28 protein-coding genes and 2 riboswitches are annotated in these 26,033 nt (G+C 47.2%); of the genes, 24 read left to right on the forward strand and 4 right to left on the reverse strand.

Features of this window, described 5'->3' with window-relative positions; genetic code table 11:
• Positions 1-35 precede the first annotated feature (35 nt).
• The 5 genes from C792_RS0106165 to C792_RS0106185 all read left to right on the forward strand — a co-directional run bounded on the left by C792_RS0106165 (position 36) and on the right by C792_RS0106185 (position 3,424).
• Entirely contained in the window at positions 36-1,418 is a 1,383-nt protein-coding gene (locus C792_RS0106165) for an LLM class flavin-dependent oxidoreductase (protein ID WP_017548584.1), read from the forward strand.
• 114 nt (positions 1,419-1,532) lie between these two features.
• The gene (locus C792_RS0106170) at positions 1,533-2,015 is read left to right on the forward strand and encodes a DUF2975 domain-containing protein (RefSeq protein ID WP_017548585.1); all 483 of its coding nucleotides are present in this window, start codon (positions 1,533-1,535) and stop codon (positions 2,013-2,015) included.
• Between the two features lie 11 nt (positions 2,016-2,026).
• Positions 2,027-2,248, forward strand: a complete 222-nt coding sequence (locus C792_RS0106175; RefSeq protein ID WP_017548586.1) for a helix-turn-helix domain-containing protein — start codon at positions 2,027-2,029, stop codon at positions 2,246-2,248.
• A 63-nt stretch (positions 2,249-2,311) separates the two neighbouring features.
• Positions 2,312-2,998 carry a cyclase family protein gene (locus C792_RS0106180; protein WP_017548587.1) on the forward strand — a complete coding sequence of 229 codons (687 nt, stop codon included), beginning with the start codon at positions 2,312-2,314 and terminating at the stop codon, positions 2,996-2,998.
• 159 nt (positions 2,999-3,157) lie between these two features.
• Positions 3,158-3,424 (forward strand): hypothetical protein, encoded by a 267-nt coding sequence (locus C792_RS0106185; protein WP_017548588.1) that lies wholly within the window; start codon positions 3,158-3,160, stop codon positions 3,422-3,424.
• Positions 3,425-3,449: 25 nt separating this feature from the next.
• On the opposite strand, the gene C792_RS0106190 is transcribed toward C792_RS0106185, so the two are convergent.
• Entirely contained in the window at positions 3,450-4,316 is an 867-nt protein-coding gene (locus tag C792_RS0106190) for a 2-dehydropantoate 2-reductase N-terminal domain-containing protein (RefSeq protein WP_017548589.1), read from the reverse strand.
• A gap of 89 nt (positions 4,317-4,405) precedes the next feature.
• On the opposite strand from C792_RS0106190, the gene panB reads away from it, so the two are divergent.
• The 4 genes from panB to C792_RS0106210 are packed head-to-tail and all read left to right on the forward strand — an operon-like array spanning position 4,406 to position 7,480.
• Entirely contained in the window at positions 4,406-5,212 is an 807-nt protein-coding gene (gene panB / locus C792_RS0106195; RefSeq protein ID WP_017548590.1) for a 3-methyl-2-oxobutanoate hydroxymethyltransferase, read from the forward strand.
• Positions 5,209-6,057 carry a pantoate--beta-alanine ligase gene (gene panC / locus C792_RS0106200; protein ID WP_017548591.1) on the forward strand — a complete coding sequence of 283 codons (849 nt, stop codon included), beginning with the start codon at positions 5,209-5,211 and terminating at the stop codon, positions 6,055-6,057. Before panB ends, panC begins: the two co-directional genes overlap by 4 nt.
• Positions 6,050-6,442, forward strand: coding sequence for an aspartate 1-decarboxylase (gene panD / locus C792_RS0106205; protein ID WP_017548592.1), 393 nt, complete (start codon positions 6,050-6,052; stop codon positions 6,440-6,442). Before panC ends, panD begins: the two co-directional genes overlap by 8 nt.
• 48 nt (positions 6,443-6,490) lie before the next feature.
• Positions 6,491-7,480 (forward strand): CAP domain-containing protein, encoded by a 990-nt coding sequence (locus C792_RS0106210; protein WP_017548593.1) that lies wholly within the window; start codon positions 6,491-6,493, stop codon positions 7,478-7,480.
• Positions 7,481-7,790: 310 nt separating this feature from the next.
• Here C792_RS0106210 and lexA read toward each other — a convergent pair whose 3' ends face one another.
• Positions 7,791-8,405, reverse strand: coding sequence for a transcriptional repressor LexA (gene lexA, locus C792_RS0106220; protein WP_017548594.1), 615 nt, complete (start codon positions 8,403-8,405; stop codon positions 7,791-7,793).
• Between the two features lie 139 nt (positions 8,406-8,544).
• Here lexA and C792_RS0106225 point away from each other — a divergent pair, with 139 nt between their 5' ends.
• The 6 genes from C792_RS0106225 to C792_RS0106250 all read left to right on the forward strand — a co-directional run bounded on the left by C792_RS0106225 (position 8,545) and on the right by C792_RS0106250 (position 15,045).
• A complete protein-coding gene (locus C792_RS0106225; protein WP_017548595.1) occupies positions 8,545-8,793 on the forward strand; it encodes a hypothetical protein in 249 nt (82 codons plus the stop codon).
• Between the two features lie 73 nt (positions 8,794-8,866).
• Positions 8,867-9,103: a DUF896 domain-containing protein gene (locus tag C792_RS0106230; protein ID WP_017548596.1), complete on the forward strand. Its 237-nt coding sequence runs from the start codon at positions 8,867-8,869 to the stop codon at positions 9,101-9,103.
• Between the two features lie 13 nt (positions 9,104-9,116).
• The gene (gene tkt / locus C792_RS0106235; protein WP_017548597.1) at positions 9,117-11,102 is read left to right on the forward strand and encodes a transketolase; all 1,986 of its coding nucleotides are present in this window, start codon (positions 9,117-9,119) and stop codon (positions 11,100-11,102) included.
• A gap of 66 nt (positions 11,103-11,168) precedes the next feature.
• The gene (locus tag C792_RS0106240) at positions 11,169-11,426 is read left to right on the forward strand and encodes a YneF family protein (protein WP_017548598.1); all 258 of its coding nucleotides are present in this window, start codon (positions 11,169-11,171) and stop codon (positions 11,424-11,426) included.
• Positions 11,427-11,655: 229 nt separating this feature from the next.
• Complete coding sequence (locus tag C792_RS0106245; protein ID WP_017548599.1) at positions 11,656-13,365, forward strand: glutathione ABC transporter substrate-binding protein; 1,710 nt, start codon at positions 11,656-11,658, stop codon at positions 13,363-13,365.
• Positions 13,366-13,512: 147 nt separating this feature from the next.
• Positions 13,513-15,045 (forward strand): AbgT family transporter, encoded by a 1,533-nt coding sequence (locus C792_RS0106250; protein WP_017548600.1) that lies wholly within the window; start codon positions 13,513-13,515, stop codon positions 15,043-15,045.
• Positions 15,046-15,132: 87 nt separating this feature from the next.
• On the opposite strand, the gene C792_RS0106255 is transcribed toward C792_RS0106250, so the two are convergent.
• Positions 15,133-16,185 (reverse strand): homocysteine S-methyltransferase family protein, encoded by a 1,053-nt coding sequence (locus C792_RS0106255; RefSeq protein WP_017548601.1) that lies wholly within the window; start codon positions 16,183-16,185, stop codon positions 15,133-15,135.
• Positions 16,186-16,293: 108 nt separating this feature from the next.
• Positions 16,294-16,394: riboswitch (SAM riboswitch) on the reverse strand.
• 164 nt (positions 16,395-16,558) lie between these two features.
• Positions 16,559-16,654, forward strand: a riboswitch (TPP riboswitch).
• A 107-nt stretch (positions 16,655-16,761) separates the two neighbouring features.
• On the opposite strand from C792_RS0106255, the gene C792_RS0106260 reads away from it, so the two are divergent.
• The 9 genes from C792_RS0106260 to C792_RS0106300 all read left to right on the forward strand — a co-directional run bounded on the left by C792_RS0106260 (position 16,762) and on the right by C792_RS0106300 (position 25,495).
• The gene (locus C792_RS0106260) at positions 16,762-17,376 is read left to right on the forward strand and encodes a thiamine phosphate synthase (protein ID WP_017548602.1); all 615 of its coding nucleotides are present in this window, start codon (positions 16,762-16,764) and stop codon (positions 17,374-17,376) included.
• On the forward strand, positions 17,373-18,503 hold the full coding sequence (thiO, locus tag C792_RS0106265; RefSeq protein WP_017548603.1) for a glycine oxidase ThiO: 1,131 nt from the start codon (positions 17,373-17,375) through the stop codon (positions 18,501-18,503). Before C792_RS0106260 ends, thiO begins: the two co-directional genes overlap by 4 nt.
• The gene (thiS, locus tag C792_RS0106270; protein WP_017548604.1) at positions 18,500-18,709 is read left to right on the forward strand and encodes a sulfur carrier protein ThiS; all 210 of its coding nucleotides are present in this window, start codon (positions 18,500-18,502) and stop codon (positions 18,707-18,709) included. Before thiO ends, thiS begins: the two co-directional genes overlap by 4 nt.
• Positions 18,710-18,711: 2 nt before the next feature.
• A complete protein-coding gene (locus C792_RS0106275) occupies positions 18,712-19,482 on the forward strand; it encodes a thiazole synthase (RefSeq protein ID WP_017548605.1) in 771 nt (256 codons plus the stop codon).
• Complete coding sequence (locus tag C792_RS0106280; RefSeq protein WP_017548606.1) at positions 19,469-20,494, forward strand: ThiF family adenylyltransferase; 1,026 nt, start codon at positions 19,469-19,471, stop codon at positions 20,492-20,494. The genes C792_RS0106275 and C792_RS0106280 overlap by 14 nt, the downstream gene beginning before the upstream one ends.
• A 173-nt stretch (positions 20,495-20,667) precedes the next feature.
• Positions 20,668-22,443 carry an ABC transporter ATP-binding protein gene (locus C792_RS0106285; RefSeq protein WP_026090261.1) on the forward strand — a complete coding sequence of 592 codons (1,776 nt, stop codon included), beginning with the start codon at positions 20,668-20,670 and terminating at the stop codon, positions 22,441-22,443.
• A complete protein-coding gene (locus C792_RS0106290) occupies positions 22,443-24,224 on the forward strand; it encodes an ABC transporter ATP-binding protein (protein WP_017548609.1) in 1,782 nt (593 codons plus the stop codon). Before C792_RS0106285 ends, C792_RS0106290 begins: the two co-directional genes overlap by 1 nt.
• Positions 24,225-24,303: 79 nt before the next feature.
• The gene (locus C792_RS0106295) at positions 24,304-25,008 is read left to right on the forward strand and encodes a cytochrome c biogenesis protein CcdA (RefSeq protein WP_017548610.1); all 705 of its coding nucleotides are present in this window, start codon (positions 24,304-24,306) and stop codon (positions 25,006-25,008) included.
• A 1-nt stretch (position 25,009) separates the two neighbouring features.
• Positions 25,010-25,495, forward strand: coding sequence for a CcdC family protein (locus C792_RS0106300; RefSeq protein ID WP_017548611.1), 486 nt, complete (start codon positions 25,010-25,012; stop codon positions 25,493-25,495).
• Here the strand turns inward: C792_RS0106300 and C792_RS0106305 are convergent.
• On the reverse strand, positions 25,487-25,981 hold the full coding sequence (locus C792_RS0106305) for a DUF2621 family protein (RefSeq protein ID WP_017548612.1): 495 nt from the start codon (positions 25,979-25,981) through the stop codon (positions 25,487-25,489). The two genes, C792_RS0106300 and C792_RS0106305, sit on opposite strands and share 9 nt — an antisense overlap.
• Positions 25,982-26,033: the final 52 nt, after the last annotated feature.

Genomic DNA, 26,033 nt, shown 5'->3' on the forward strand with positions numbered 1-26,033 from the left:
TGATAGGGAATGCTTATGACAAGGAGAAATTATTTATGAAAAAGCAAATTCGTCTCAATGGATTCACTTTGAACTCTGTAGCACCGCATTCACCGGGATTATGGCGCCATCCGGAAGATCAGGGGCAGCGCCACGGGGATCTTGACTATTGGACGGACATGGCCAGGCTTTTGGAAAAAGGGAAATTTGATGCTGTGTTTCTTGCGGATGTGCTGGGAATCTATGATGTTTACGGAGACAGTCCCGATGCTGCAATCGAACATGCTGTGCAGGTGCCGCTCCACAATACGCTTCTTCAAATATCTGCCATGGCTGCAGTGACGGAACACATAGGTTTCGCCCCTACATATTCGGCAACCTATACAGAACCGTATAAGCTTGCACGTGATTTTTCAACACTGGATCATCTGACAAAAGGGCGTGTGGCGTGGAATATTGTAACATCATACTTGAAGAGTGAAGCGGTGAACCTCGGACTCGCAGACCAGATTGAACATGATAAGAGATACGACCGGGCAGATGAATACATGGATGTGGTCTATAAACTATGGGAGCATAGCTGGGAAGAGGATGCGGTTGAAGCCAACCGTGAAACCGGTGTCTATACAAATCCGGACAAAGTGCACCCGATCAACCATAAAGGAGACTATTTCAGTGTCCCGGGCAGCCATCTGGTGGAGCCTTCCCCGCAGCGGACGCCTGTCCTGTTCCAGGCGGGGGCATCAGAAAAAGGAAGAGCATTCGCAGCCAAACACGCAGAAGCCCTGTTTACCACACTGGCCAGCGACCTGGATGAATTGAAGGCATTTACAAAAGAGATCAGAGAACGTGCGGTAGATGCCGGGCGTGAAGCGGATGATATCAAAATATTCCCCGGCATCGTGCCGATTGTGGGGAAGACGGAAGAAGCGGCGCAGAAGAAATATGAAGAACTCCTGTCATATGTCAGCTACGAAGGGACAGCCGCGATGCTCTCCGGACATACCGGCGTAGACTTCTCCCGGTACGACCCGGATCAGTATGTGGAAGATGTGACAACGAATGCGTCGCACGGGTTCCTAAAGAAATATTCCTCAAGCACAACCCGGAAATGGACAGTGCGTGAGGCTGTACTGCATCACGGGCTCGGCATCGGCGCAACCAAAGTGGTCGGTACGCCCGATCAGATTGCCGATGCGCTTGAAGAAATGGCGAACGAGGGGGATGCAGACGGCTTCAACATCATTCAGGCTGCCAGTCCGGTGACATTCGAAGACTTCATCGAACATGTGGTTCCGGTACTGCAGAAACGCGGCAGCTACAGGACTGAATACGAAGCATCCACTTTACGGGAGAACCTCTTCGGCGCTGGCAGGGTACGTACTTCAAATAACCATCCCTCCAAGAAGATCGCCGGGTTATCCGGGGTGAACGTTTAAAACCTGTGATAAAATCCTCTGAATAGTGCAGAGGATTTTCTTTTTTCATTTTTTTATTGATATTCGATAAAAAATTATCTATAATCAATTTAAAATGAAAATGAGGTGAGCAACATGAAGCGCGGTTCGACTTTATTTTTGAAATTTTCCCTGGTCCTCATCGGGCTCCCTGTCCTGGTCATCTGTGTCGCGCTTGTGCCTGTCATATACAGGAATGTAAGTGATGGAATAGTGGCTTTTGACGGGGTTATGCTCTGTCTTTTGACAATTATGTATTTGGCGGCAATACCGTTTTATATGGCATTGTTCCAGGCATTCAGATTGTTAAGATATATTGATGGGAACGCGGCTTTTTCCAACCGGTCCGTCGTCGCTCTGAAAAAAATCAAGCTGCATGCTCTTACGATTACAGGACTTTATGTATTGAATCTGCCCTTTTTCTATGTTTTTGCCGAAATCGATGATGCACCGGGTGTGGTCATCATCGGTATGGCATTTGTATTCGCTCCGTTTGTAATTGCCGTGTTCGCGGCATTGCTTGAAATGCTGCTCTATGAAGCAATCAGGATGAAATCAGAAAACGATTTGACGGTGTGAGGTGTAGAAGGATGGCAATCATCATTAATATTGACGTGATGCTGGCAAAAAGAAAGATGAGCGTGACCGAACTTTCCAATGAAGTGGGAATCACAATGGCCAACCTGTCTGTACTGAAAAACGGTAAGGCAAAAGCTGTCCGTTTTTCGACTCTTGAAAGTATATGCAGAGCGCTGGAATGCCAGCCGGGTGACATACTGGAATACAGGCCGGATCAGAACGAAGGCGGCTAGATATGTAAAAAATCAACTTTATGCTATAATCTGGATAAATATGAATGAAGGGGATGAATCATTTTGAGTCGCTATGTAGAAATCGGCTATCCGATCCATGAGGATATGCCTGTGCATCCTGCCCTGCCGAAAGTGGGAATTGTGCCACGGGAACGCAAGGTGCACGGGGATGACTGGAATGGATCGGTTCTGAACATCTACCTGCATGCCGGAACGCATGTCGATGCACCATGGCATCATATGGATAACGGCAAGGGGATAGATGCCATTCCGATTGAAGACTTCATCTATGAAAAACCGCTGATGTTGGATGTTCCGCTTGGAAGGAACGGATTTGTTACGGTTGAGATGCTTAAGGAAAACAGTGAAGTGGAACAGGCGGACCTTCTGATATTCAATACCGGGCACTGGAAGTACAGGGATTCAGACATTGAAAGATATTCCAGCGATTTTCCGGCAGTGTCGCCGGAAGCAGCGGAATATATGCGTACACAGCTGCCGCATCTGAAGGCGGTTGCAATCGATACACTCAGCATAGAAAACCTGAATGAAGCCCGCAGCAACGGTTATTTTGTCCACCATGCATTTTTGGACCATGAAAAATATGAAGAACCGACGATGCTGATATATGAGGATGTAAATCCCGAGCCGCTCATCGGGAAACAATTGAAATCGGCCTTTGCTGCTCCTCTCAGAATAGTGGATCATGACGCATCTATAGTGAATGTAATTGTAGAAACGGTAGAATGAAAAACTGCGTGAAACCGGATTTAGGTCTGGCTTCACGCAGTTTTTCATGGCTGTCCCTGTATAATTCAAATAGTGAATAAATATTGTGTACTATTACATCATGAGATGTGTCATAATGATAGGTGAAAATGCGAGTTATGACAAAGGAGGGGAAACAGGATGTTTCAATTATTGTTCATCATGCTGGTGTGCTTTTTACTTACATTGGTCTACACGGTAGTAGCAGGAAGGTTTACAGACAGGAAGCTTATACTGTATATTCCGTCATTCATCGCAATTCTGTGGTTTCTGGGAACTTTATACTGGCATATTACAGCGCCGCCGGAAGGCATCCAGGGTCTGACCATATATTTTGTGACGCTGTTTGCGATTGCAACCATATCCTCAAACGTTTTTTCCTATATGATCTTTTCGGCCAGGAAATGACCTGACATGAAAGGGGCCGGCGATGTCATCCCCGTCCCCTTTCATATTCATGTGCATCGAGCAGTACAGTGCATATATCCAAAGCGGGCGTATCCAGGTTTCCTTTACGGTCATGCAGATACTTCTGGATGAACTCAAATTCCGTGGGCCTGCCTGCAGTGATGTCATAGTACATGCTGGTGCCCATTTCACGGTTATAGCCTCTGTATATATCCAGCGCCTTTTCCCTGAAGCCGGCTTCTATGATTTCTCCGTCCCGGTTGATGATTGCCATACCTTCGTCGAGCAGCCTTTTTGTCAGCTCTGCAACATTATGCTTATCGAAAATTTTGGCCGTATTCTGTGACAAGCCGGTCAGTGTGTTGATTCCGAGGTTGATCAGCAGCTTTTCGTACCTCAGCTTTTCAAAGTCAGCGGCCTTTATTATCTCAAGGTCCGTAATTTTCAAATCTTCGATAAGGGAGTCCAGATATTCATAGGCCTGACTGTCTATGATCAGCCTGGAATCCTGGAAATGTTCAACCATGTCCTCATGTTTCTGCCCGCTGATATAGACTGCCGCAGGGATGCTGTTTTTGAACCATGCTTCATATCCCATGCCGTTCTGGCACAGGACGACCTCCGTCCGGCTGTGGCACAGCTCCGGTATTCTGCGTGACAGCCTTTTCAATGCAGTGGCCTTGGTGGCCATAAAAAGCACGTCGAATTGTAATCCGTCGTGTGCGTTGATATTTTCTATCCCATATGGATAAAAGGTGGACTCTCCGTTTTCATATATCGTGAAACCACTCCGCTCTGTCCTGCCGAACAGTGTCACTTCATGCTCTGTCCTTTTAAGTTCACGGGCGATGATGCTGCCGACGGCGCCGATGCCGATTACTGCGATTTTCATTATATTTCTCCTTTGGAATAAGAGTGATGACTACATATCAGGATGTGTTAAAATAAGTATAATATACATAAAGCGAAAGGAGTAGCCTGATGAAGACTACTAATGAACTGATACAGATGAAACGGGATTCGGAAAAAATAACGATGGTGACGGCATATGATTATCCGGGTGCAAAACAGAGCGAAGCTGCCGGTTTGGATACGATTCTGGTTGGGGATTCACTCGGTATGACAGTTCTCGGGTATGACAGCACAGTTCAGGTTACCATGGATGATATGATCCACCATGCGAAAGCGGTGCGCCGTGGTGCACCGCATACATACACAGTGGTCGACATGCCGTTCGGTTCCTATCATACAAGCGATGATGAAGGGGTCGGAAATGCCCTGACACTGTACCAGTCCTCAGGAGCAAATGCTGTAAAGTTTGAAGGGGTCGGGTGTGTGGAGATAATCAGACGGGCTGTCCTGGCTGGAGTGCCGGTTGTGGCACATCTTGGGCTGACACCTCAGTCGGTCGGTGTGACGGGATTCAAAATGCAGGCAGGCTCACTAAAAGAGGCGGAGAAACTGGTTGCAGATGCAAAAAAAGTGGAGAAGGCGGGCGCATGCATGCTGGTGCTTGAAGCCATACCTGCAGATCTTGCAGAAAAAGTTACGGCATCACTGTCGATCCCGACGATCGGAATCGGTGCCGGAGCAGGGACAGACGGCCAGGTGCTTGTCTATCATGATGTGCTCCAGTACGGCACTGACAGGCTGCCGAAATTCGTCAAAGCATATGGTGATTTCAACAGTGCCGGGTCCCAGGCTCTCGCTCAATACGTAAAAGAAGTGAAGTCCGGTATCTTCCCGGATGCAGCGACAACCTATAAAAAAAGGGTGTTTGAAAAATGATGAAAACTTCGGATAATATAAAAGAAACCCGGGAATTACTGAAACCATACAGAGAAGGTAAAATCGCGCTCGTGCCGACGATGGGATACCTTCATGAGGGGCATATGACACTGGTGGAAGAAGCGAGGGAACATGCCGATTTCGTCGTGCTCAGCCTGTTTGTCAATCCGCTGCAGTTCGGTCCGGATGAAGACCTGGATACGTATCCCAGAGATCTCGCCCGGGACCTTAAAATCTGCGAAGAAAATGGCGTGGACTTTGTCTTCCATCCATCAGAAAAGGAAATGTATCCAAAGGTGCAGGAGCTTAAACTGAATCTCGCAAGCATGTCTTCGATACTGGACGGCATCAAGCGCCCGGGACACTTTGAAGGTGTGATTACGGTTGTAAACAAACTCTTCAATATCATTGAGCCCGACTTTGCCGTGTTTGGGGAAAAGGACCGGCAGCAGCTGATGATCATCCAGCGGATGGTGGAGGACTTCAATCATGATTTAGAAATCATCGGTGTCCCGACTGCACGGGAACCGGACGGCCTGGCCAAGAGCAGCAGGAACGTGAACCTTACAGATGTGGAGAGGGAGGAAGCGCCGGCAATCCATCAGGCGCTTGAGATCGGGCGTGACCTGGTGCAGGAAGGCGAGACCGATATAGAAAGCGTCAAAGAACGCATCGAGATGCATGTCATGGATCATACATCAGGTGAGATAGATGACCTGCAGATCTTCAGCCATCCCGATTTAAATACTATCCAAACAGTATCTGCTGATGTTATAATATTCATTGCTGTAAAGTTCGAACGTGTACGATTAATAGATAATATGTTGGTGATTATAAATGATTAGAACAATGATGAACGGCAAGATCCACCGGGCGGTGGTAACTGAAGCAAATCTCAATTACGTCGGAAGCATCACGATAGATCCACTCCTCATGGAAGCGGCGGACATACTGCCTGATGAAAAGGTGCAGATTGTGAACAATAATAATGGCGAGCGCCTGGAGACATACGTGATCGAAGGTGAGCGCCATTCCGGAGAAATCTGCCTGAATGGTGCCGCTGCAAGAAAAGTGCAGGTGGGTGATGTGGTCATTATCATCAGCTATGTCCAACTGGAACAGTCGGAGCTTTCAGACCACAAGCCGAACGTCGTGATTGTCGATGAGGAAAACAAAATAATTGTTGCAGACTATAAAGAGAAGAGAAAAACGGAATATACGGCGCATTAAGTAATTAGACAACGGTTTAATTACTTTTTTTGTAATTGGAGGTGCACCATGCTCAAAAAGGCATTATTATTCGTCCTCTTATATGTGATTGCTGTGCTGCTGGCCCCTGTAATCCAATCTTATGATTTCGAGGAGGGGATGAATGTCCAGTATGCCAAAAGCTGGCTTGAAAACCATGTCTATCCTGAATATGACAGGAGTGTCATCCACCAGGTGAACAGTACGCAGACACAGGATGTAGAGCTGGATATGGGAGAGGAATATCAAAGCGGGGACAATGAAGTACTGGACTCTGAATACAGCGGCAATTTTATCGTCGAGGATGAACCTGGTCTGTTCAGGCTGGTTCTCGTACAGGATGGAAAGGTTGCCGGCGGATATACGAACAGTGATGATGTATCCATCAGCAACATTAATATCGAAGACCTCGACCGTGAAAAGGTCAGGGAAACATACGGAGAGCCTGAGGAATATATACAGAAGGGCTGGAAACGCCTCAGGGTGAATGAAGAAGGCTTCGAGGTGTTCGACCTGAAGGGAAACTATGTCTATTTCTTCTATGACCTGCATCAGGAGGATAAAGTGAACGGCATGCTTCTGCTTGATAAAGACCAGGTCGCTTCGATTGAAACACTCTATAACAATCCGCCGGCAGAGGATAATTCACGTCTGAACCATCTTGTTGTGAACGCCTCGCGGATCGAATACGGGCTGGATCCACTCAGGGTCGATGAGAGAGCATCCAGTGCCGCTCTCGGTCACAGTACAGATATGGCACAAAATGACTATTTCGAACACGAATCACCGCAGGGGGTCACTTTGAAAGACCGCATCGAGGAAAGTGGTGCAGACTACCAGAAGGCAGGGGAGAACATAGCCATGGGCCACACATCTGTAATCTTTGCCCATCACAGTCTGCTCAATTCGCCGGATCACCGGGTGAATGTCCTGAGTCCTGATTTTACACACCTTGGTACTGGCACTGCATACGGAAGAGAGGATGTTCCATATTATACTGAAAACTATTTGCAAAAATAGATGATCGCCCACAAAAGAGTAAAACTATACTTTTTATCTGGTTTATAAATGGTTTTAAGGGGAATTTATATATTGGACCAGAAGTTTCCCGCTATCTGAAATCCATCCAAATTGAACGATTGAATGAGGGGATGCAATTGATGGGTAAGACGCAGGATAAGGATATAAGCGAAGATAAAAACATACTTGAACAGGTAAGGATAATACTCGGAAAATAAAAGAATACACCGGTTATACAAAGGATGGATTACCGGATAGTCAATATAAGAAGGGCGTATGCTTAAGCATACGCCCTTTAATTATGTGCCCTTCAGAATTCCCGGAACAGACCGACCACTTTGCCCAGTACTGTGACTGCATCCAGATATATTGGATCCATGGTCTGGTTTTCCGGCTGTAATCTGTAATAGCCACTCTCCTTATAGAACCTTTTCACCGTCGCCTCATCCTCTTCTGTCATGGCGACGATGATGTCGCCGTTATGGGCGATGTTCTGTTTTCTGACGATCACACGGTCCCCATCATGGATACCCGCTTCGATCATGCTGTCCCCGGCGACATTCAGCAGGAAAATCTCGCTGTTGTGGTTTGCAGTGAAATGCTCTGGAAGCGGGAAATACTCATCTACATTTTCGACTGCTGTAATCGGCAGGCCTGCTGTAACCTTACCGAGTACAGGCACCTGGATGACGGAAGCATACTGGCTGTTCTCCTCCATGACGATCTCGATTGCACGGGGTTTGGTAGGATCGCGTTTGATATATCCCTTATCCTGCAGTTTGGCAAGGTGTCCGTGTACAGTAGAACTTGACTGCAGGCCGACAGCATTGCCGATTTCCCGGACACTCGGCGGATACCCTTTATCCTGAACGGTCCTCTTGATGTACTGATAGATTTGCTTTTGTCTGTCCGTTAGCTCCTTCATATTATACCTCCAGATTTTATTAACCTAATTCTATCATACGAACGATGCCGTTACAAACATTTGTTCGCTTTGGTGTTGACCCGGAACACCCGTTCTGTTACCATTGTTATACAAACTTATGTTCCGGGGAGGATTTTTCATGACACTGAAAGAATTCCAGATGCTTTCCACTGTGTTCATATTCGTATTGGTTGCTGGTATCATTTTCATGCTGCAGTCCCATGACACGACGAACACACATTCCGATGTTGCCTATATAGATGAATTCCAGGTTGTCACTTTTGAAGACAAAAAGAACAGTAAAGATGAAACGGATGTTCCAGACGAAGACTATGCAGAAAACTCGAGAATGGACCAGCTGGTGGAACTGATAGGACTTATCAAATGAGGGTGAAAGTATGAGGATGGTCTCATACTTTTTTTTGTGGTAAATTATAATAGAATGGACGGGAGGGTTCATTATGTTGGAAAATCATAAGATTGAGCGTCTCAATGCGCTTGCGGCAAAGAAAAAATCCGGGACCATTTCAAAACGTGAGCTGCAGGAGCTTGAAGGGTTGAGGGAGGCGTATTTGAAAAATTTCAGATCTTCATTCAGGAAACAGGTGGAGAATACAAAGGTCATCGATCCTGAAGGAAAAGATGTAACTCCCCAAAAGCTGAAGCGCATACAGCAGGATGAGAATAATAAAAACTAAAGGAGCAAGTACTATGACTTTTGATAAAACAGATCAGCTGGCTATAAACACGATCAGGACACTTTCAATCGATGCAGTAGAGAAAGCGAACTCCGGTCACCCGGGCCTGCCCATGGGCGCGGCACCAATGGCGTATACTCTTTGGAGCCGCCATCTGAATTTCAATCCGAACTCAGTGAAATGGTTCGACAGGGACCGTTTTGTGCTGAGTGCCGGCCACGGTTCCATGCTTGTCTACAGCCTGCTGCATCTCTCCGGTGCACTTGAAATGGAAGAACTGAAGGAATTCAGACAGTATGAATCCAAAACGCCGGGTCATCCGGAATTCAAGCATACAGATGGTGTTGAGATCACTACCGGCCCTCTGGGCCAGGGGCTTGCGATGAGTGTCGGCATGGCAATGGCTGAAAAGCACCTTGCCGCGCGTTACAACCGCGATGGCTATGATGTTGTCGACCATTACACATATGTCATTGCAAGTGACGGGGACCTGATGGAGGGCATATCCCATGAGGCCTCCTCACTCGCAGGTCATGTTGGTCTGGATAAGCTGATCGTATTGTATGATTCCAATGATATTTCACTTGACGGCAATCTTGACATGAGTTTTTCCGAAGACGTGAAAAAGCGTTTTGAAGGGTATAACTGGCACTATATCAGAGTCGAAGACGGCAATGATGTTGAAGAGATCGACAGGGCGATCACCGAAGCCAAAACTTCTGACAAGCCTGTCATGATCGAAGTGAAGACGATAATCGGCTACGGTTCACCGAACAAACAGGGCAAAAGTGCCTCACATGGTGCGCCACTTGGTACGGATGAAAGGAACGCGGCATTTGAGCACTACGGTTTCGATCCCGATAAAACTTTCGAAGTGGACGAGTCCGTCTACGACCGCTTCAGTGAAACATTGAAAATGCGGGGTAATGCTAAAGAAGCAGAATGGATCAAAGTGATGGAAGATTATGCCGTGTCCCATCCGGAACTCCACAAAGAGTTTGAAGATGCAATCAGCGGTGTCCTTGCTGAAGGGTATGACAGAGATCTTCCGTACTATGAAGCGGGGGAAAAGAAAGCGACACGTGCCACTTCAAGTGATATGATCCAGGTGCTGTCAGAAACGGTTCCGACATTGTTCGGCGGTGCAGCAGACCTTGCGAGCAGCAACAAGACCAATGTCAAGGAAGAGGCGGACTTCTCCAAAGATGCTCCGGAAGGAAGAAACGTATGGTTTGGTGTCCGCGAATTCGGCATGGCGGCGGCATTGAACGGCATGGCGGCCCACGGCGGTGTCCGTCCATACGGCGGAACATTCTTTGTATTCAGTGATTATCTGAAGCCGGCACTCCGTCTGAGTGCATTGATGAAGCTTCCTGTAACCTATGTATTTACACATGACTCCATCGCTGTCGGCGAAGACGGTCCGACACATGAGCCTGTGGAACAGCTCGCAGGGCTACGTGCGATCCCGAACCTGAATACGATCCGTCCGGGAGACGGTAATGAGACACGTGCGGCATGGAAAGTGGCAATGGAGGCGGAAGATGCGCCAACAGCGCTTGTCCTGACACGCCAGGATGTCGAAGTGATCGATGTGCCTTACTCCAAAGTGGAAGAAGGCGTCAAAAAAGGCGGATATATCGCATATGATGAAGGTGACGAAGCAATCTTGTTCGCATCAGGGAGTGAAGTGCCGCTTGCAGTCAACGCGGCGAAGCAGCTCAAGACACAGGGTGTGAATGTCAAGGTGGCTTCCATTCCGAACATGCAGCAATTCCTGAAGCAGGATGGGGAATATATCGACAGTGTCCTCAACCCGCATATTGAAAACCGGACGGCCATCGAGATGGCGGCAAGCCATGGATGGCATCGTTTCGTCGGCATGAACGGCAAGCTGCACACCATCGATACGTATGGTGCAAGTGCTCCCGGCGACCTCGTAATCGAGAAATACGGCTTTACCGTTGAGAGGGTTCTCCAGACTGTACTAGACAAATAACTTGTTGAAAAACACCTGCTTTTAATGTAAACTTTATAATGGTCTACGAAGAAAGAGGTGAGCAGTTTGGCTACTTGGATTTGGATAATTATTGTTACAGTTGCACTCATCGGTGGCATTGCATTGGGATTCTTCCTCGCAAGAAAGTATATGATGGACTATCTTGAAAAGAACCCGCCTATTAATGAAGACATGCTCAGAATGATGATGATGCAGATGGGGCAGAAACCTTCCCAGAAGAAAATTAATCAGATGATGACAATGATGAATAAGCAAACGGATTCTAAAGAAGCGAAAAAGCGCGTCAAAGACGCGAAGAAATAGAAATAAAGCCTCCTGCATTATGCGGGGGGCTTATTTTTATCCGCATTGAATAAATATTTATTTTTCAAACACTTCACCCTAGTATGGATGAAGTGTTTTTTCATTATAAATGCTTATTCAAGAAATAAAATTACCAATATTATAAATCCTCTAATTTTTCTAAATATTCATTGATTGGGCATAATCATTCATATATAATTGAATTATACATTCGGGAGGAGGAAATTTGATGAACAGGAAATTTTTTGTATTTTTCTTTGTTCTTGTACTGACATTGGCGCTTGCAGCCTGTACTGATGACTCAGATGTGGACGATAGCGGTGATGAGAATACAGAGGGCGGAGAGGGGACAGATGAAGATGCTGCCGGCGGTGGGGGCAGTGGGGACCTGAATATTGCCATGATGGATGATGTAGTCACACTTGACCCGCATGGCAGTAATGATTCGGCTTCGGCGCAGGTCAGAAGGAATATATATGAAACGCTGGTCTTCCAGGAAACAGATATGGAACTCGCACCGGGGCTTGCAGAGGAATGGGAAGCGACAGAAGATGATGTTTGGAATTTGACACTCCGGGAAGGTACGACTTTCCATAACGGTTCGGAATTCACAGCTGATGATGTCAAGGCGACACTTGACCGTGTGCGTGACACTGCAGTTGCATCAGAAGTGGCATTCCTGTTTGAAATGATAGAAGAAGTGGAAGTGGTCGGGGACTATGAAGTCAATCTACATACAGAATTCCCTTTTGCTCCGCTTCCAAGCCATCTTGCCCATAACACGGCGGGCATAATGAGCAAGGACCTGATCGACCAGGATTATCAGGCGGCACTCGATGAGGCGGGTGTGGACATGACTGCGGATGAATACTACGGGCTGCGTGATGAAGGCGGATCTGAATATGAGGATGTTGCAGAGCAGATTTCAGAGCATACAAGCGGTGTAATCGGCTCACAGGCAGATGGTACGAACCATCTGATGCTGCAGTCGAGGTCTTCGGGAGATGAGACAGTCCTTGAGAAATTCGAAGATTTCCAGGGAGGGGAACGTAATTTTGAAACAGTCAGTTTCCGCGTCATACCTGAAAATGGTGCCCGTATGGCTGAACTTGAAACAGGCGGTATACAGATTGCCGGAGACGTCGATTCAAGCAGTGCTGTACGTGTGGCTGAAGGAGCCGACACAGAGCTTGTTGAACAGGAATCCGTAAGGATGTCCTATCTCGGCTTCAACACTGAGAAAGAACCATTTGATGATATCAAAGTCCGCCAGGCGATTTCCTACGCCATCGACCGGGACGAAATCATCTCCGGTGTATACGACGATATGGGAATCGCGGCTACCGGACCACTTGCCCCGGATGTATGGGGGTATGATGAAAACCTTGAAGGCATAGATTACGATATGGACCGCGCCAAGGAACTGCTTTCGGAAACAGATGTTGCTGACGGTTTCAGCACGACAATCTGGGTGGACGAAGATCCGCAGATCATCGACACTGCAGTATACATCCAGGAAAAACTGGCGGAGCTGAACATTGATGTCGATGTGGAACAGTTCGAGTGGGGGGCATATCTTGACCGAACCGCACAGGGCGATCATGACATGTTCATACTCGGCTGGACGACGGTGACTGCTGATGCCGACTACGGGCTGTACGCACTGTTCCATTCGAACAGTCACGGTGCGACAGGGAACCGTTCATTCTATACGAATGATGAAGTCGACAGCTTCCTTGATGAAGGCCGTACAGAGCCTGAGGAAGATGCGAGGTTTGAAGCATACAGCAATGCCCAGCAGATTCTGATAGAGGAAGCACCGGCGGCATATCTGTTCCATACCAACTTTGCACTGGGGGTCAATTCATCCCAGGTAAGCGGTGTAGATCTTGATCCGGTCGGTAATATCAGAATTGAAAATGTATCATTCAACGAATAAGCACAAAAACCCGAAGACAATTTTGTCTTCGGGTTTTTTTATGCATAAGTATTTACATTGCTGGTGTATTTGTATAGTATTGACCTATTGGCTTTATAGTTATATATTATCATTTGGTTATTTAAAGTAACTTATAGGAGCAAAGTTATGAAGAACAACAACAAAACATTAAATCTGCTGAACTGGATAGAAAACACGGGCAATAAACTCCCGCATCCCGTCACGATTTTTGCAGTTTTTACTCTGGCCGTAGTTGTATTGTCACATATTCTCTATGTGCTGGATGTCAGTGTGACATACAACGGTGTCAACAATGAGACGATGGAGCGTGAGATGGTAACAGTCGAGGCGATCAGTCTGCTGGTGCCCGAGGGCATCGCCTATATGTTCACGAGTGTGGTCGGGAACTTTACGACATTCGTGGCGCTCGGCCCTGTACTGGTGGCGATGCTCGGTGTGGGAATCGCTGAAAAGAGCGGGTATATCAGCGCATTCATGACAAATACGGTCACCCGGGCACCATCAAAACTTGTCACACCGATCGTAGTCCTGATGGGTGTGCTGTCAAATGCCGCAGCATCAGTGGGCTATGTCGTACTGGTCCCGCTTGGCGCAATCATCTTTCTCGGTTTCCGACGTCATCCGCTTGCAGGGCTGGCAGCAGCGTTCGCCGGTGTGTCAGGGGGATATTCCGCCAACCTTGTGCTCGGAACGAATGACCCGCTTCTCAGCGGTATTTCGACAGAGGCTGCCGGTCTGATCGACCCGGGCTATACGGTCCTTGCAACCGATAACTGGTTCTTCATGCTAGCCTCGACTTTCATCATCGTAATACTTGGAACATTGATTACGGATAAGCTGGTGGAACCGAGACTGGGGAATTATGACAAGGAGATTGAAGCTTCCGAAGGTGGTGGAATCACCACACTGGAAAGAAAAGGCCTGATGTGGGCGAATATTTCAGCCCTCGCTGTAATCAGCGGTGTCGCCCTTCTTGTATTGATACCGGGTGCACCGCTCCAGGGCGAGGACGGCAGTATCATAAACTCTCCATTCATCGACAGCATCATCTTCATCATGATGCTCATATTCCTGGTACCCGGCGTCGTTTACGGCATCGCCACCAAAGCCATAGAAAATGATAAAGATGTCGCAGAACTCATGACGGATTCACTCAGCACAATGTCAGGATTCATCGTCCTGATATTCTTTGCCGCCCAGTTTGTCGCATTCTTCAACTATACAAATCTTGGAACAATCATTGCGGTGAATGGTGCATCGATACTTGAAGCATTGAATTTAGGCGGAGTCCCCGTTTTGGTATCATTGATATTCATCACAGCACTCATAAATCTCTTCATGGCCGCAGATTCCGCAAAATGGGCCATTATGGCCCCGGTATTCGTACCGATGTTCATGCAGCTTGGAATAGCTCCCGAAGTCACTCAGGTAGCTTACAGAATAGGTGACTCATCAACAAATATCATCTCCCCGCTGATGCCCTTCTTTCCGCTGATCGTCGCATTCGCACAGCGCTACGGCAAAGAGAATGGCATAGGAACAGTTGTGTCACTCATGCTTCCCTATTCTGTAATATTCATCATCGTCTGGTCGGTATTCTTTGTAATATGGTATATGTTCGGCATTCCGACAGGGCCGGGAGCAAGTTTAAACTATTAAATTTTGAGCTGTGCAATTGCAGGCATCCAAGATATCAAAAACAAAAAAGCGAGAGGCAGGACACCGGTGTCCTGCCTCTCGCTTTTCTTATGCCTTCGTTCTGTATTCAGTGATATGTTCCTGAAGTGTTTCATCTTTACCAAACAGGAAATGCTTTTCCATGTCCGGTGAATATTTGGAATTGATTGTTTCCAAACCGACTGCTTCTGCGACAGCACGGAGCATGGCGGGTGAAGCGCCGCAGCAAAGTCCGATATAATTGATTCCTGAATCATGTGCTTCTTTTGCCCATTCCGCAAGTTCATACCTGTTGTGATACAGAGGATCGAGCGCTGTAGGGAACGTTGTGTCCGTTGGAAGACTGCAGCTGCATCCGCCGTCGGGCAGATTGAAGAATGTTGGATTTTCTTCAGTTGTACGATAAGGCAAGGGCAGGGCCCCGACATATCCTGCAGTATTTTTACGTATTTTTTCCAGGTAGGGCTGCATGGTATCCGGCCCCCTGAAGCAGTTCATGCCGACAACCAGTGCGCCATTGTCTTCAAGGATCCTGCAGGATTCCTCTACGGTATATCCATCGCGCAAGATGTTTTCGCCCATCAATCCGAGTGTGATGACAGCCGGCAGATCATACTTTTTAATCTCCTCCAGAGCGATTAATGCCTCTTCATGATAATAGTATGTTTCTCCGTTGATATAGTCCACGCCTTCATCTTTACACCATGAAACCATCTCATTGAATATGGCTCTTACCTTTTCTTTAGAGCCGGGATCATCGGGGTTGAATAAATTGGTGTTTGAAATATTGCCCGCGACCAGCGCTTCTTCTGACGGATGTTCTTTTGCGACTTCTTTCGCCAGTTTGATTGCATTCCTGTTCAATGGTTCAAGAAGCTCCTCTTTGCCGATGATACGCATCTTTTCACGGTGTGCATTGTATGTGAAGGCGAGGACCACATCGGATCCCGCATTCATATAATCACGGTAGACCTGTTTCAATGCTTCCGGATTTTCAAGTGCCACTTCCGGTACAAACGAACCTGCCTGAAGATAGCCTCTTCGTTCCAGTTCGAATAGATATCCTTCACCAACAATTACGGTACCTTGTTCCAGACGCTCCTTTAAACTTCTTTTGCTCATTGCTTTCGCCTCCTGATAATATTGATATTAATAGCCGGGAGATATTCGGGAATTTAAAATGCCCTCAGCTTTTGGGAAAGAAGAGGGCAATGTATATATTAAAGTCTCCTCTTATCTTCTAGCGTGATGCTACTGGAATTAGCACAGTGCAGTATATGCCTGTTGCCGAAGTGTCGCAGGGCCAGTCCCTCGACTTCTCTGGATAAGAAAGTGTGTCGGATATTTAATTGTTGTTTATCACTATAAACAGTAAAAATGTGAAAGTCAATACTAATTTGAAATATAATTTACTTTCCGAACTTTTAATAAAATGAAGCCATATATCTTTGAAAGTCTTTTGATGTATGATATTCTGAAATCAGAAAATTAAATAGATGGACACTGGGGGAGCCTTCTGGCTGAGACGATTTTCGGACCCTTGGAACCTGATCTGGGTAACACCAGCGTAGGGAAGTGGTGAAATTTGCTGAATATAATTTATGTAGAGACGAATATATTTTCAAAGCCACTCACCCTTGCGGGTGAGTGGCTTTTTTAGTGTTATCATCAATCAGCGCAGGAAAAAGGAGTACTTGAATGAATGGACAGCTGCATCTTATCAGTAATGGTAATTTTTCAAAACAGCATTTGGATATCCTGTTGAAAATTTACGATGAAATCGATTATTTCCATTTGCGTGAAAAGAAGAAGTCTGCTGCAGAGCTGCTTGAGATTCTTAATATGCTGGAAGCGGGAAATATGCCCCTGCACAAAGTGATTATAAATGACCGGATTGATATTTCGCTGATGAAGAAATGTGCAGGTGTACAGCTGGCATATCACAGTGCACCGAGTGCTCTGGTAAGAAAAAGTTTTCCGGAAATAATGATTGGACAATCCATACACTCATTGGAAGAGGCGAAGGGAGTCAGCGCAAATGATATTGATTTTCTAGTTTATGGTCATATCTTTGAAAGCCGGTCAAAAGTCGGAAAAACACCAAAGGGGATGCACCAGTTAAATAGCATTATTGATTGCATGCCTCTCCCGGTGATAGCGATTGGCGGCATAACACCGGGACGGGCTGAGGCTGTAATCAATGCAGGAGCCGCAGGGATCGCGGTAATGTCCGGAATCTGGCAGGCAGATGATCCGGTGAAAGCAGTCAGGGATTATGGGAAAGCTCTGAAGGGAGATGTAATCGAGAGATGATAAAAAAGTTTGACCAGATTATTGTGGGTGGTGGTGTGATTGGATGCTCGATAGCATATCAGCTGTCCAAAAGGGGATATCAGGTATTGGTTTTGGAAAGCGCCACGACAGGATGTGAAGCATCTAATTCTGCTGCAGGCATGTTGGGCGCACAAAATGAATTTACTGAAGAAGGCCCGCTATTCCGATTTGCCCGGGACAGCAGACATTTATTCAAAGAATTGTCTGATGAACTTATTTCAGAAACGGATATTGATATTCATTATGTCCATGAAGGCATTTTAAAACTGTCGTTTGATCAGCAGCAAAGTCGGCAGTTGGAGGAGATTGCCGCGTTTCAGAAAAGTATTGGTAATCCTGCATATATCCTTTCACGTGCAGAAGTCCTCGAGATGGAACCCGGTGTTACGTCCGAGGTGGCAAGTGCAGTCTATATGCCGGATGACGGACAGGTGTCTGCCCCAGACTTGAACAAAGCATTTTTAAAAGCGGCTCAAAATCGGGGAACGGTCATTCACGAAAATGAAAGGGTGGTCAAGCTATTAGTGACTGATGGATATATATACGGTGTGAGCACGGTCCATGCCGATTACCATGCAGACCAGGTTGTTATAGCAACAGGTGCATTCGGCTCCGGATTGCTTCCGGAAACCACTTCAACTATACCGGTAAAAGGAGAATGTCTAGAATTGCAAATGGAAAACCCGGTCATTCAGGCGACAGTTTCATCTGATGGCTGTTATCTGGTACCGAAACAGGGAGGGAAAGTGCTTGTGGGCGCCTCTTCACTGCCGGGCAGGACTGATAAGGAAATCAGTGCCAGGGCTGTTTCGCTACTTTTGGAAAAAGCATTCCTTATGGTACCTGAGTTATCGAAAGCAAGCATAAACAGATTATGGACGGGGATTCGCCCGGGAACTTCTGATGGTAAACCATATATGGGCGCGGTGCCTGATGTTCCAGGCTTATATATATCGGTCGGCCACTACCGCAATGGGATATTGCTTTCGCCGATTACAGGAGTCTATATGGCAGACCTGATTACGGGAAAGCGGGTGGATCCATCCTATTATGAAAGTTTTAATGCAGGACGTGTGAACGAATTTATCGGCAGGGGAGGTGGATGAAAATGAATTTGGTCATCAACGGAAACAGCATGGAACTGGGTGATGAAGTGAGCAGCGTCACGACGTTGCTTGAGCATCTAGGGCTGGCGGGGAAGCCGGTCATCATCGAACACAACCGAGACATACTGAAACAGGAACACCATCGTCAGAGAATGCTTGAAAATGGAGATACACTGGAAATTGTACATTTTGTCGGAGGAGGATGATTATGCTGAATATTGGACAATATCAATTTGAATCACGCTTGTTTCTGGGAACGGGAAAATACCCGGATTATGATATTCAAAAGCAGGCAGTGGAGAAATCACAAACAGAAGTACTCACCTTCTCTGTGAGAAGGATGAACATATTTGACCCATCCCTACCAAACTTCCTGGAAAAGATCGATCCAAAAAAATATAGGTTCCTGCCCAATACCGCCGGGGCGAAAAATGCCGAAGAAGCTGTGAGGATTGCCGGATTGGCTGCCGCTTCCGGGAGGTGTGACATGATTAAAGTGGAAGTGATCGGCTGTGACAGAACCTTGCTCCCGGATCCTGTGGAGACTTTGAAGGCAACCGATGAACTGTTGAAACAAGGATTTACTGTCCTGCCTTATACGTCGGATGATGTTGTGTTGGCACGGAAGCTGGAAGAAGCGGGTGCCCATGCCATAATGCCCGGTGCTTCCCCGATAGGAAGCGGCCGGGGGATTATCAATCCGTTGAATCTTTCGTTCATCATTGAACAGTCGAATGTTCCTGTCCTGGTTGATGCCGGGATTGGTTCCCCTGCTGATGCAGCATTTGCAATGGAGCTTGGGGCTGACGGTGTCCTGCTCAACACTGCAGTATCTGGTGCAGAAGATCCGGTGAAGATGGCTGAAGCGATGAAGCTTGCTGTCCGTGCAGGCAGGTCTGGATATGAAGCTGGCCGGATTTCAAAAAAAGGTTACGCTGTGGCGAGCAGTCCGGAGGAAGGTATCAGTGTCAGGGACTAACCGTTACCACCGTCAGACATTGTTTCAACCCATTGGTGAAACCGGACAGGACAGGCTGATGGCGAGCCATGTGCTCATTGTTGGTGCCGGTGCTTTGGGATCCGGCAGTGCCGAAGCTTTAGTACGGGCAGGAATTGGGAAACTGACGCTTATCGACCGTGATTATGTTGAAGAAAGCAATCTTCAGCGCCAACAATTATTCAGTGAACAGGATGCTCATGAAAAGCTGCCAAAAGCAATCGGGGCCAAGAACCGGTTGAATGATATCAATAGTACGGTTGAGGTCGAAGCGATCATAGCGGATGCAGGGACAGACCTGTTATCGGGACTTGCACCGGCCATTGACTTGATAATCGATGCGACTGATAATTTTGATATCAGGTTGCTGGTGAATGATATTTCACAAAAATTCGATGTGCCGTGGATATACGGTGCCTGTGTAGCGGGTTATGGAATGACTTTTACAATAATACCGGGTCATACACCCTGTCTTCAATGTCTGCAGGAATATCTGCCTTCCTCCGGTGCCACATGTGACAGCGCAGGAGTAATACAGCCGGCAGTGCAGCATGTTGTATCTTACCAGGTAACCGAAGCAATGAAACTTCTAACAGGGAACAGAGCACAAATATCCGGAAAATTGATTGCATTCGACCTTTGGAAAAATGAACACATGGAGATGGAGATAGAGAAGCTGAAGAAACCGGATTGTTCGTCATGTTCCGACAACAGGACCTATAGCCACCTGTCTTACGGAAATCAGACGAAAACCACGGTGATGTGTGGTCGGGACACAGTCCAGATTCGTCCGCAGGGTAGTATGGCCAGTCTAAGCGAAGTGGCAGAAAAGCTTAGGAGCAATAAAAACCTGCATCTGTCTTGGAACCCGTACCTCCTTTCAATCCAGGATGGAGATTTCCGGATCGTCCTCTTTCAGGACGGCAGGGCCTTGGTACATGGCACAATGGATGAAATGGAAGCGAAGAATGTATACTATCGCTATATGGGGTGAAAATCACAAAGAATATCAAAGATGGAATGTACCGATGCGGTTGCTAGTATGGCAGCCGTATTTTTTATGTATTATTCCAACATCAAAATCAGACCAAATGATTAGATGCATATTATTTCATTGTTCGAAATATATGGTAAAATTTAAGCTGAATCGAGAAAAGGGGGGATGGTATGCAGGTCTTCAGGAAACTTGGATGGTTTTTCAAAAGGGAATGGAGAAGCTATACCCTGGGTATTATTATGCTATTGCTTGTGGCCCTGTTGGAACTTGTTCCACCACAGGTTATTGGTTTTGTGATCGACCACATTACGGAGTCTACTTTAACCGGAAACATATTGATGCAATATGTCGTCCTACTTATTGGGGTTGCATTGCTTACATATATCGTAAGGTACTTCTGGCGAATAATGATCTTTGGTGCAAGTTACCGTCTGGGAAGGATTCTGAGGAACAGGCTCTACAGAAAATACTCTGAGATGAGTCCGGGATTTTATCAGAAAAGACGTACAGGAGATCTGATGGCACATGCTACCAATGATATTCAGGCAGTGCAGGCAACGGCGGGAGCAGGAATTCTGACGATTGCGGATTCATTGATTACCGGCGGAGCTGTTTTGATTACGATGGCGGTTACGATCAGTCCGAAACTGACTCTGATTACGATGATCCCTTTGCCGCTGATGGTGATACTGACGAGTTATTATGGAAGATTATTAAACAGGGGGTTTAAAAAGGCACAGGCGGCGTTCAGTAGACTGAATGACAAAACCCAGGAAAGTGTCGCGGGTATCAAAGTGACGAAGACTTTCGGTTATGAGGAGAGTGACCATGAGGATTTCCGCAGTCTGAGTGACGAAGTCGTCGAGAAGAACCTGAAGGTGTCGAAGGTGGATGCCTTGTTCGATCCGACAATCATGTCGGTGATCGGGATGAGTTACTTCCTGTCCATCCTGTTTGGTGCCCGGATGGTGCTCGATGAAACGATTTCCATCGGGCAGCTCGTAACATTTACAACATATCTCGGCATGATGGTCTGGCCGCTCCTTGCACTTGGGTGGTTCTTCAACCTTGTACAGCGCGGACGGGCATCATATGACCGGATTGAGGAAGTCATGCTGACAAGGAATGATATCGGAACAGATTACAGGATCGAAGACGCTCCGGATGGTGATATAGCATTCGATATTGGCGCCTTCAACTTCCCGGAGGATGAAACGGCCGGTTTGAGGGACATCGATTTTACAGTAGAAAAAGGGATGACACTGGGCATCGTCGGACGTACCGGTTCCGGCAAAAGTGCCCTCATCAGGCTCCTTCTCCGCGAGTTCGACACGGTGAATCCTGACGATATAATGTACGGCGGACATGCCATCCGGGACTATGAGCTGAAAAATTTGAGAAGCCGGTTCGGCTATGTGCCGCAGGACCATTTCCTGTTCTCTGCAACCATCAGGGATAACATCGCATTCAGCAATCCCGGGCTTGATGACAGAACAGTCAGTGAAGCGGCACGGCTCAGTCATATACACGATGACATCAAATCATTCCCGGATGGATACGGGACCGTGGTCGGGGAGCGTGGCGTGTCATTATCCGGTGGCCAGAAACAGCGGATTTCAATCGCCAGGGCGCTGGTGCTTGACCCTGAAGTGCTGATACTGGACGATTCACTGTCCGCTGTGGATGCAGAGACCGAGGAGAGGATTCTTGCCAATATGCAGTCGGCCAGGACAGGTAAGACGAACATCATTACGGCCCACCGCATGAGTGCCGTAAGCCATGCCGATCTGATCATCGTCATGGACCACGGTACGGTGATCGAGCGTGGAACACACGGGGAACTGATGGATCTGCAGGGCTGGTACCATGATACCTACAATGCCCAGGCGCTGCGCGAAGAGCTGGAAAGTTCTCTCGATGAACTTGTGGAAAGGGGGGATGAGTAATGGAGGAGAATACGTACAACCTCACCTTCAATGATCAGAAACGGGTACTCATCCGCCTGATGAAGTATACACTGCCGTTCAGGAAGGTCCTTATGGCAGGATTCCTTATGCTCATCATTTCGACGGTGGCGGGTGTCGCGACACCTTATATCGTCATGATTTTCATCGATGAATATTTGACGCCGGGAGTATTTCCAGAATCCGATATAACCTGGCTCATCGTCATCTTCTTCCTGGTTCAGGTGGTCGGAGCCGTTACGACATACATGCAGATCTACCTTTTCCAGTATCTTGCATTCAGGGTCATCCAGCAATTGAGGATTGATGCATTCAGCAAGATCGGCAGGCTGGGCATGCGTTATTTTGACAAAGTGCCGGGTGGCAGTGTGGTTTCAAGGCTCACCAATGATACAGAGGCGATTGTCGAGATGTTCATCGGAGTGCTGGCGACATTTCTCATGGCATTCTTCATGGTGATTTCCAGTTTCATCATGATGTTCGTACTGGATTTCAAACTGGCATTGTTTGCGCTCATATTCATGCCTGTCATCGTATTGATTCTTGCAGTCTACCGCCGGTATTCCGCCAACTTCTTCTCGCATGCGAGACAGCTTCTCAGTGACCTGAATGCAAAGCTCGCAGAAGGTATAGAGGGTATGAAGATCATCCAGGTCTTCAATCAGGAGAAACGGCTCAGGAATGAATTTGAGCAGATCAACGAAATGCACTACCGGTATAATATGAAGAACGTCAAACTCGACGGACTGCTTCTGCGGCCTGCGATCAGCATGATCAGTGTTCTGGCGATTGCACTGATCCTGTCATATTTCGGGCTCCTGAGCTTCGGCGGCACCGTCACTGCTGGTGTGGTATTTGCATTCCTGCAGTATATGGAACGTTTTTTCGAACCGATAAACCAGGTCAGCCAGAACCTGAATATTTTCCAGCAGGCACTGGTATCCGCAAGCAGGGTGTTTGCACTGATTGATGATGGCCGCACGGAGCCTGCGCAGAACGGAAATGAAGACTATGGCATCACAGCAGGCAGGGTCGAGTTCAGGAATGTCACTTTCAGCTATGACGGTAAAGTGGATGTCCTGAAGGACATTTCGTTCACGGCAGAGCCCGGGCAGACGGTGGCGCTGGTCGGCCATACCGGTTCCGGGAAAAGTTCGATCATCAATCTGTTCATGCGGTTCTATGAATTTGAAAAAGGGGAAATACTGATTGACGGACAATCGATCAGGGAACTGCCGAAAAAGGAGATGAAGGAGAAAATTGGTCTTGTGCTCCAGGACCCCTTCATCTTCTACGGGACCGTGGAGTCGAACATCCGGCTGTATCATCAGGATATGTCCTTCGGTCAGGTGAAGGAGGCGGCACGATTCGTAAGGGCTGATAAGTTCATACAGAAGCTGCCGGGTGACTACAGTCACAAAGTGATTGAAAAGGGCAGTGCGTTCTCAAGCGGTGAGCGCCAGCTCATCGCCTTCGCACGGACCATGGCGATGGATCCCAAAATACTGATCCTGGATGAGGCGACCGCAAACATCGACTCTGAAACTGAGGAGGAAATCCAGAAATCCCTTGAAAGGATGCAGCAGGGCCGGACGACGCTTGCGATCGCGCACAGATTATCAACCATTCAGGATGCCGATCAGATCATCGTCCTGAACCGCGGCGAGATCGCTGAAAGAGGGACGCACGATGAACTGATCAGGACCGGCGGCATCTATCACAAGATGTATCAGCTGCAGAACGGTCAGGGAGAAATGTCATAGAAAGTTCTAAAACAACTGTATAAACTATACAACAACCCCCGTTCCATCTGATAGAATATTTATGAATGGGGGTATTATCATGGGCAGTGAAGTAACATTCCTCCTTGCATTCGGAGCAGGTGTCCTGAGTTTTATCTCGCCCTGTGTGCTTCCGGTGTTTCCTGCGTTCGTCTCTTACATAACAGGGATGAGCTTCAACGAAGTGGAAAATAAAAAATTCAATGCAAGAGCGATATTCCATACACTTTTCTTCCTGATCGGATTCAGTCTGGTCTATATAGCACTCGGTTTTGGAACGGTTTTTCTGGGCGGTGTCCTGATTGAATATTCGAACCTGATCCGTCAGCTCGGCTCTATACTGATCATAATATTCGGACTGATCATCACCGGAGTGCTAAATTTTGACTTTCTGATGAAAGACAGAAAACTGCAATTCAAAAACAGGCCCTCGGGGTTTGTAGGGTCCGTATTCATCGGCATGGCATTTGCCGCAGGCTGGTCGCCGTGCAACGGGCCGATCATCGGTGCGATATTTGCAATGAGCGCCACCGAACCGAACAATGCCCTGGTTCTGATGATCGTCTACTGTCTCGGCTTTGCAGTGCCTTTCTTCATTTTAAGTTTCTTCGTCTCCCGCACGCGCTGGATGCTGAAATATTCCAATACCATCATGAAAGCGGGCGGTGTCATAATGATCCTGATGGGAGTTCTGCTGTACTTTGACGGACTGACACAGATCATCATCTGGCTGCAGCCGTTCTTCGGGGATTTCCAGGGGTTCTGATATGGGTATGGAAAATATATTATTCATAACAGCTTCCATAATGGCGGTTTTCATGGGCATTGGTGCAATCATAGTCAGGCAGAAGGCGGCGAAGCGTCCGCTCACGATGAAGAAAATATTGATTCCGCCCGTCATGATGTCGACCGGTGCACTGATGTATGTGTTTCCGTACTTTAGGCTGACGCCCGTCGAAATCGGGGAATCGGTGATAATGGGCGCCATCTTTTCCATACTGCTGGTGCTGACTACCAGATATGAAGAGAAGGACAGCGCGCTCTATGTAAAGCAATCCAGACTTTTCCCGCTCATACTTGTCACATTGCTCGTGCTGAGAATAATACTCAAAACGATTCTATCCATGAGTATCTCACCCGGAGAGATTGGCGGTATGTTCTTCCTGCTGGCATTTGTCATGATCGTCATATGGCGGCTCAGCATGTATATCAACCTGAGGGCATTCAAAAAGCAGCAGATCAGTTCATTCTGATCTGCTGCTTATTCTTTCTGTCTGTTCGAATATAGAAAATTTCTGCTTTTCATCATCCGCATACTGGAACAGGTCCTCGTACGGTGTATAATCTATCTCCAGTTCATTGAGCTTTTTCTTCATGAATTTATGGTCCTTTTTCGGCGTGGCAATGATATATCCCTTCATTATATGGTCGAGGGTGATTTCTCCTGCCCTGTCATCCAGTGCAATCTTTGATATCCTCCCGGCAATGCGTTCTTTGGCCACATCCCTGAACAGCTCGGGCACAGGGGAAACCAGTTCATTCAGCAAAGCTTTCGATTCTTCGTTCCATAATGGAAGGGCCTGCTGTATGTAATGATCCTGCCAGTCGAGTTCACTGTAGCCGTCCTCCCGGGGCAGTTTCTTTAAAAACTTTCTGAACATGAAATATCCGCCAATTATCATCAGTCCCAGCATGATGAATGTCCAAAGGACTATCAGCCATATAAAAATGTCGTTCATACGCTCACCTCCTAGCCATTATAAGATTTAAAAGTATAATTGTCCATCTAAC

The organism is Salinicoccus carnicancri Crm, assembly GCF_000330705.1.
Classification (GTDB): Bacteria; Bacillota; Bacilli; order Staphylococcales; family Salinicoccaceae; genus Salinicoccus; species Salinicoccus carnicancri.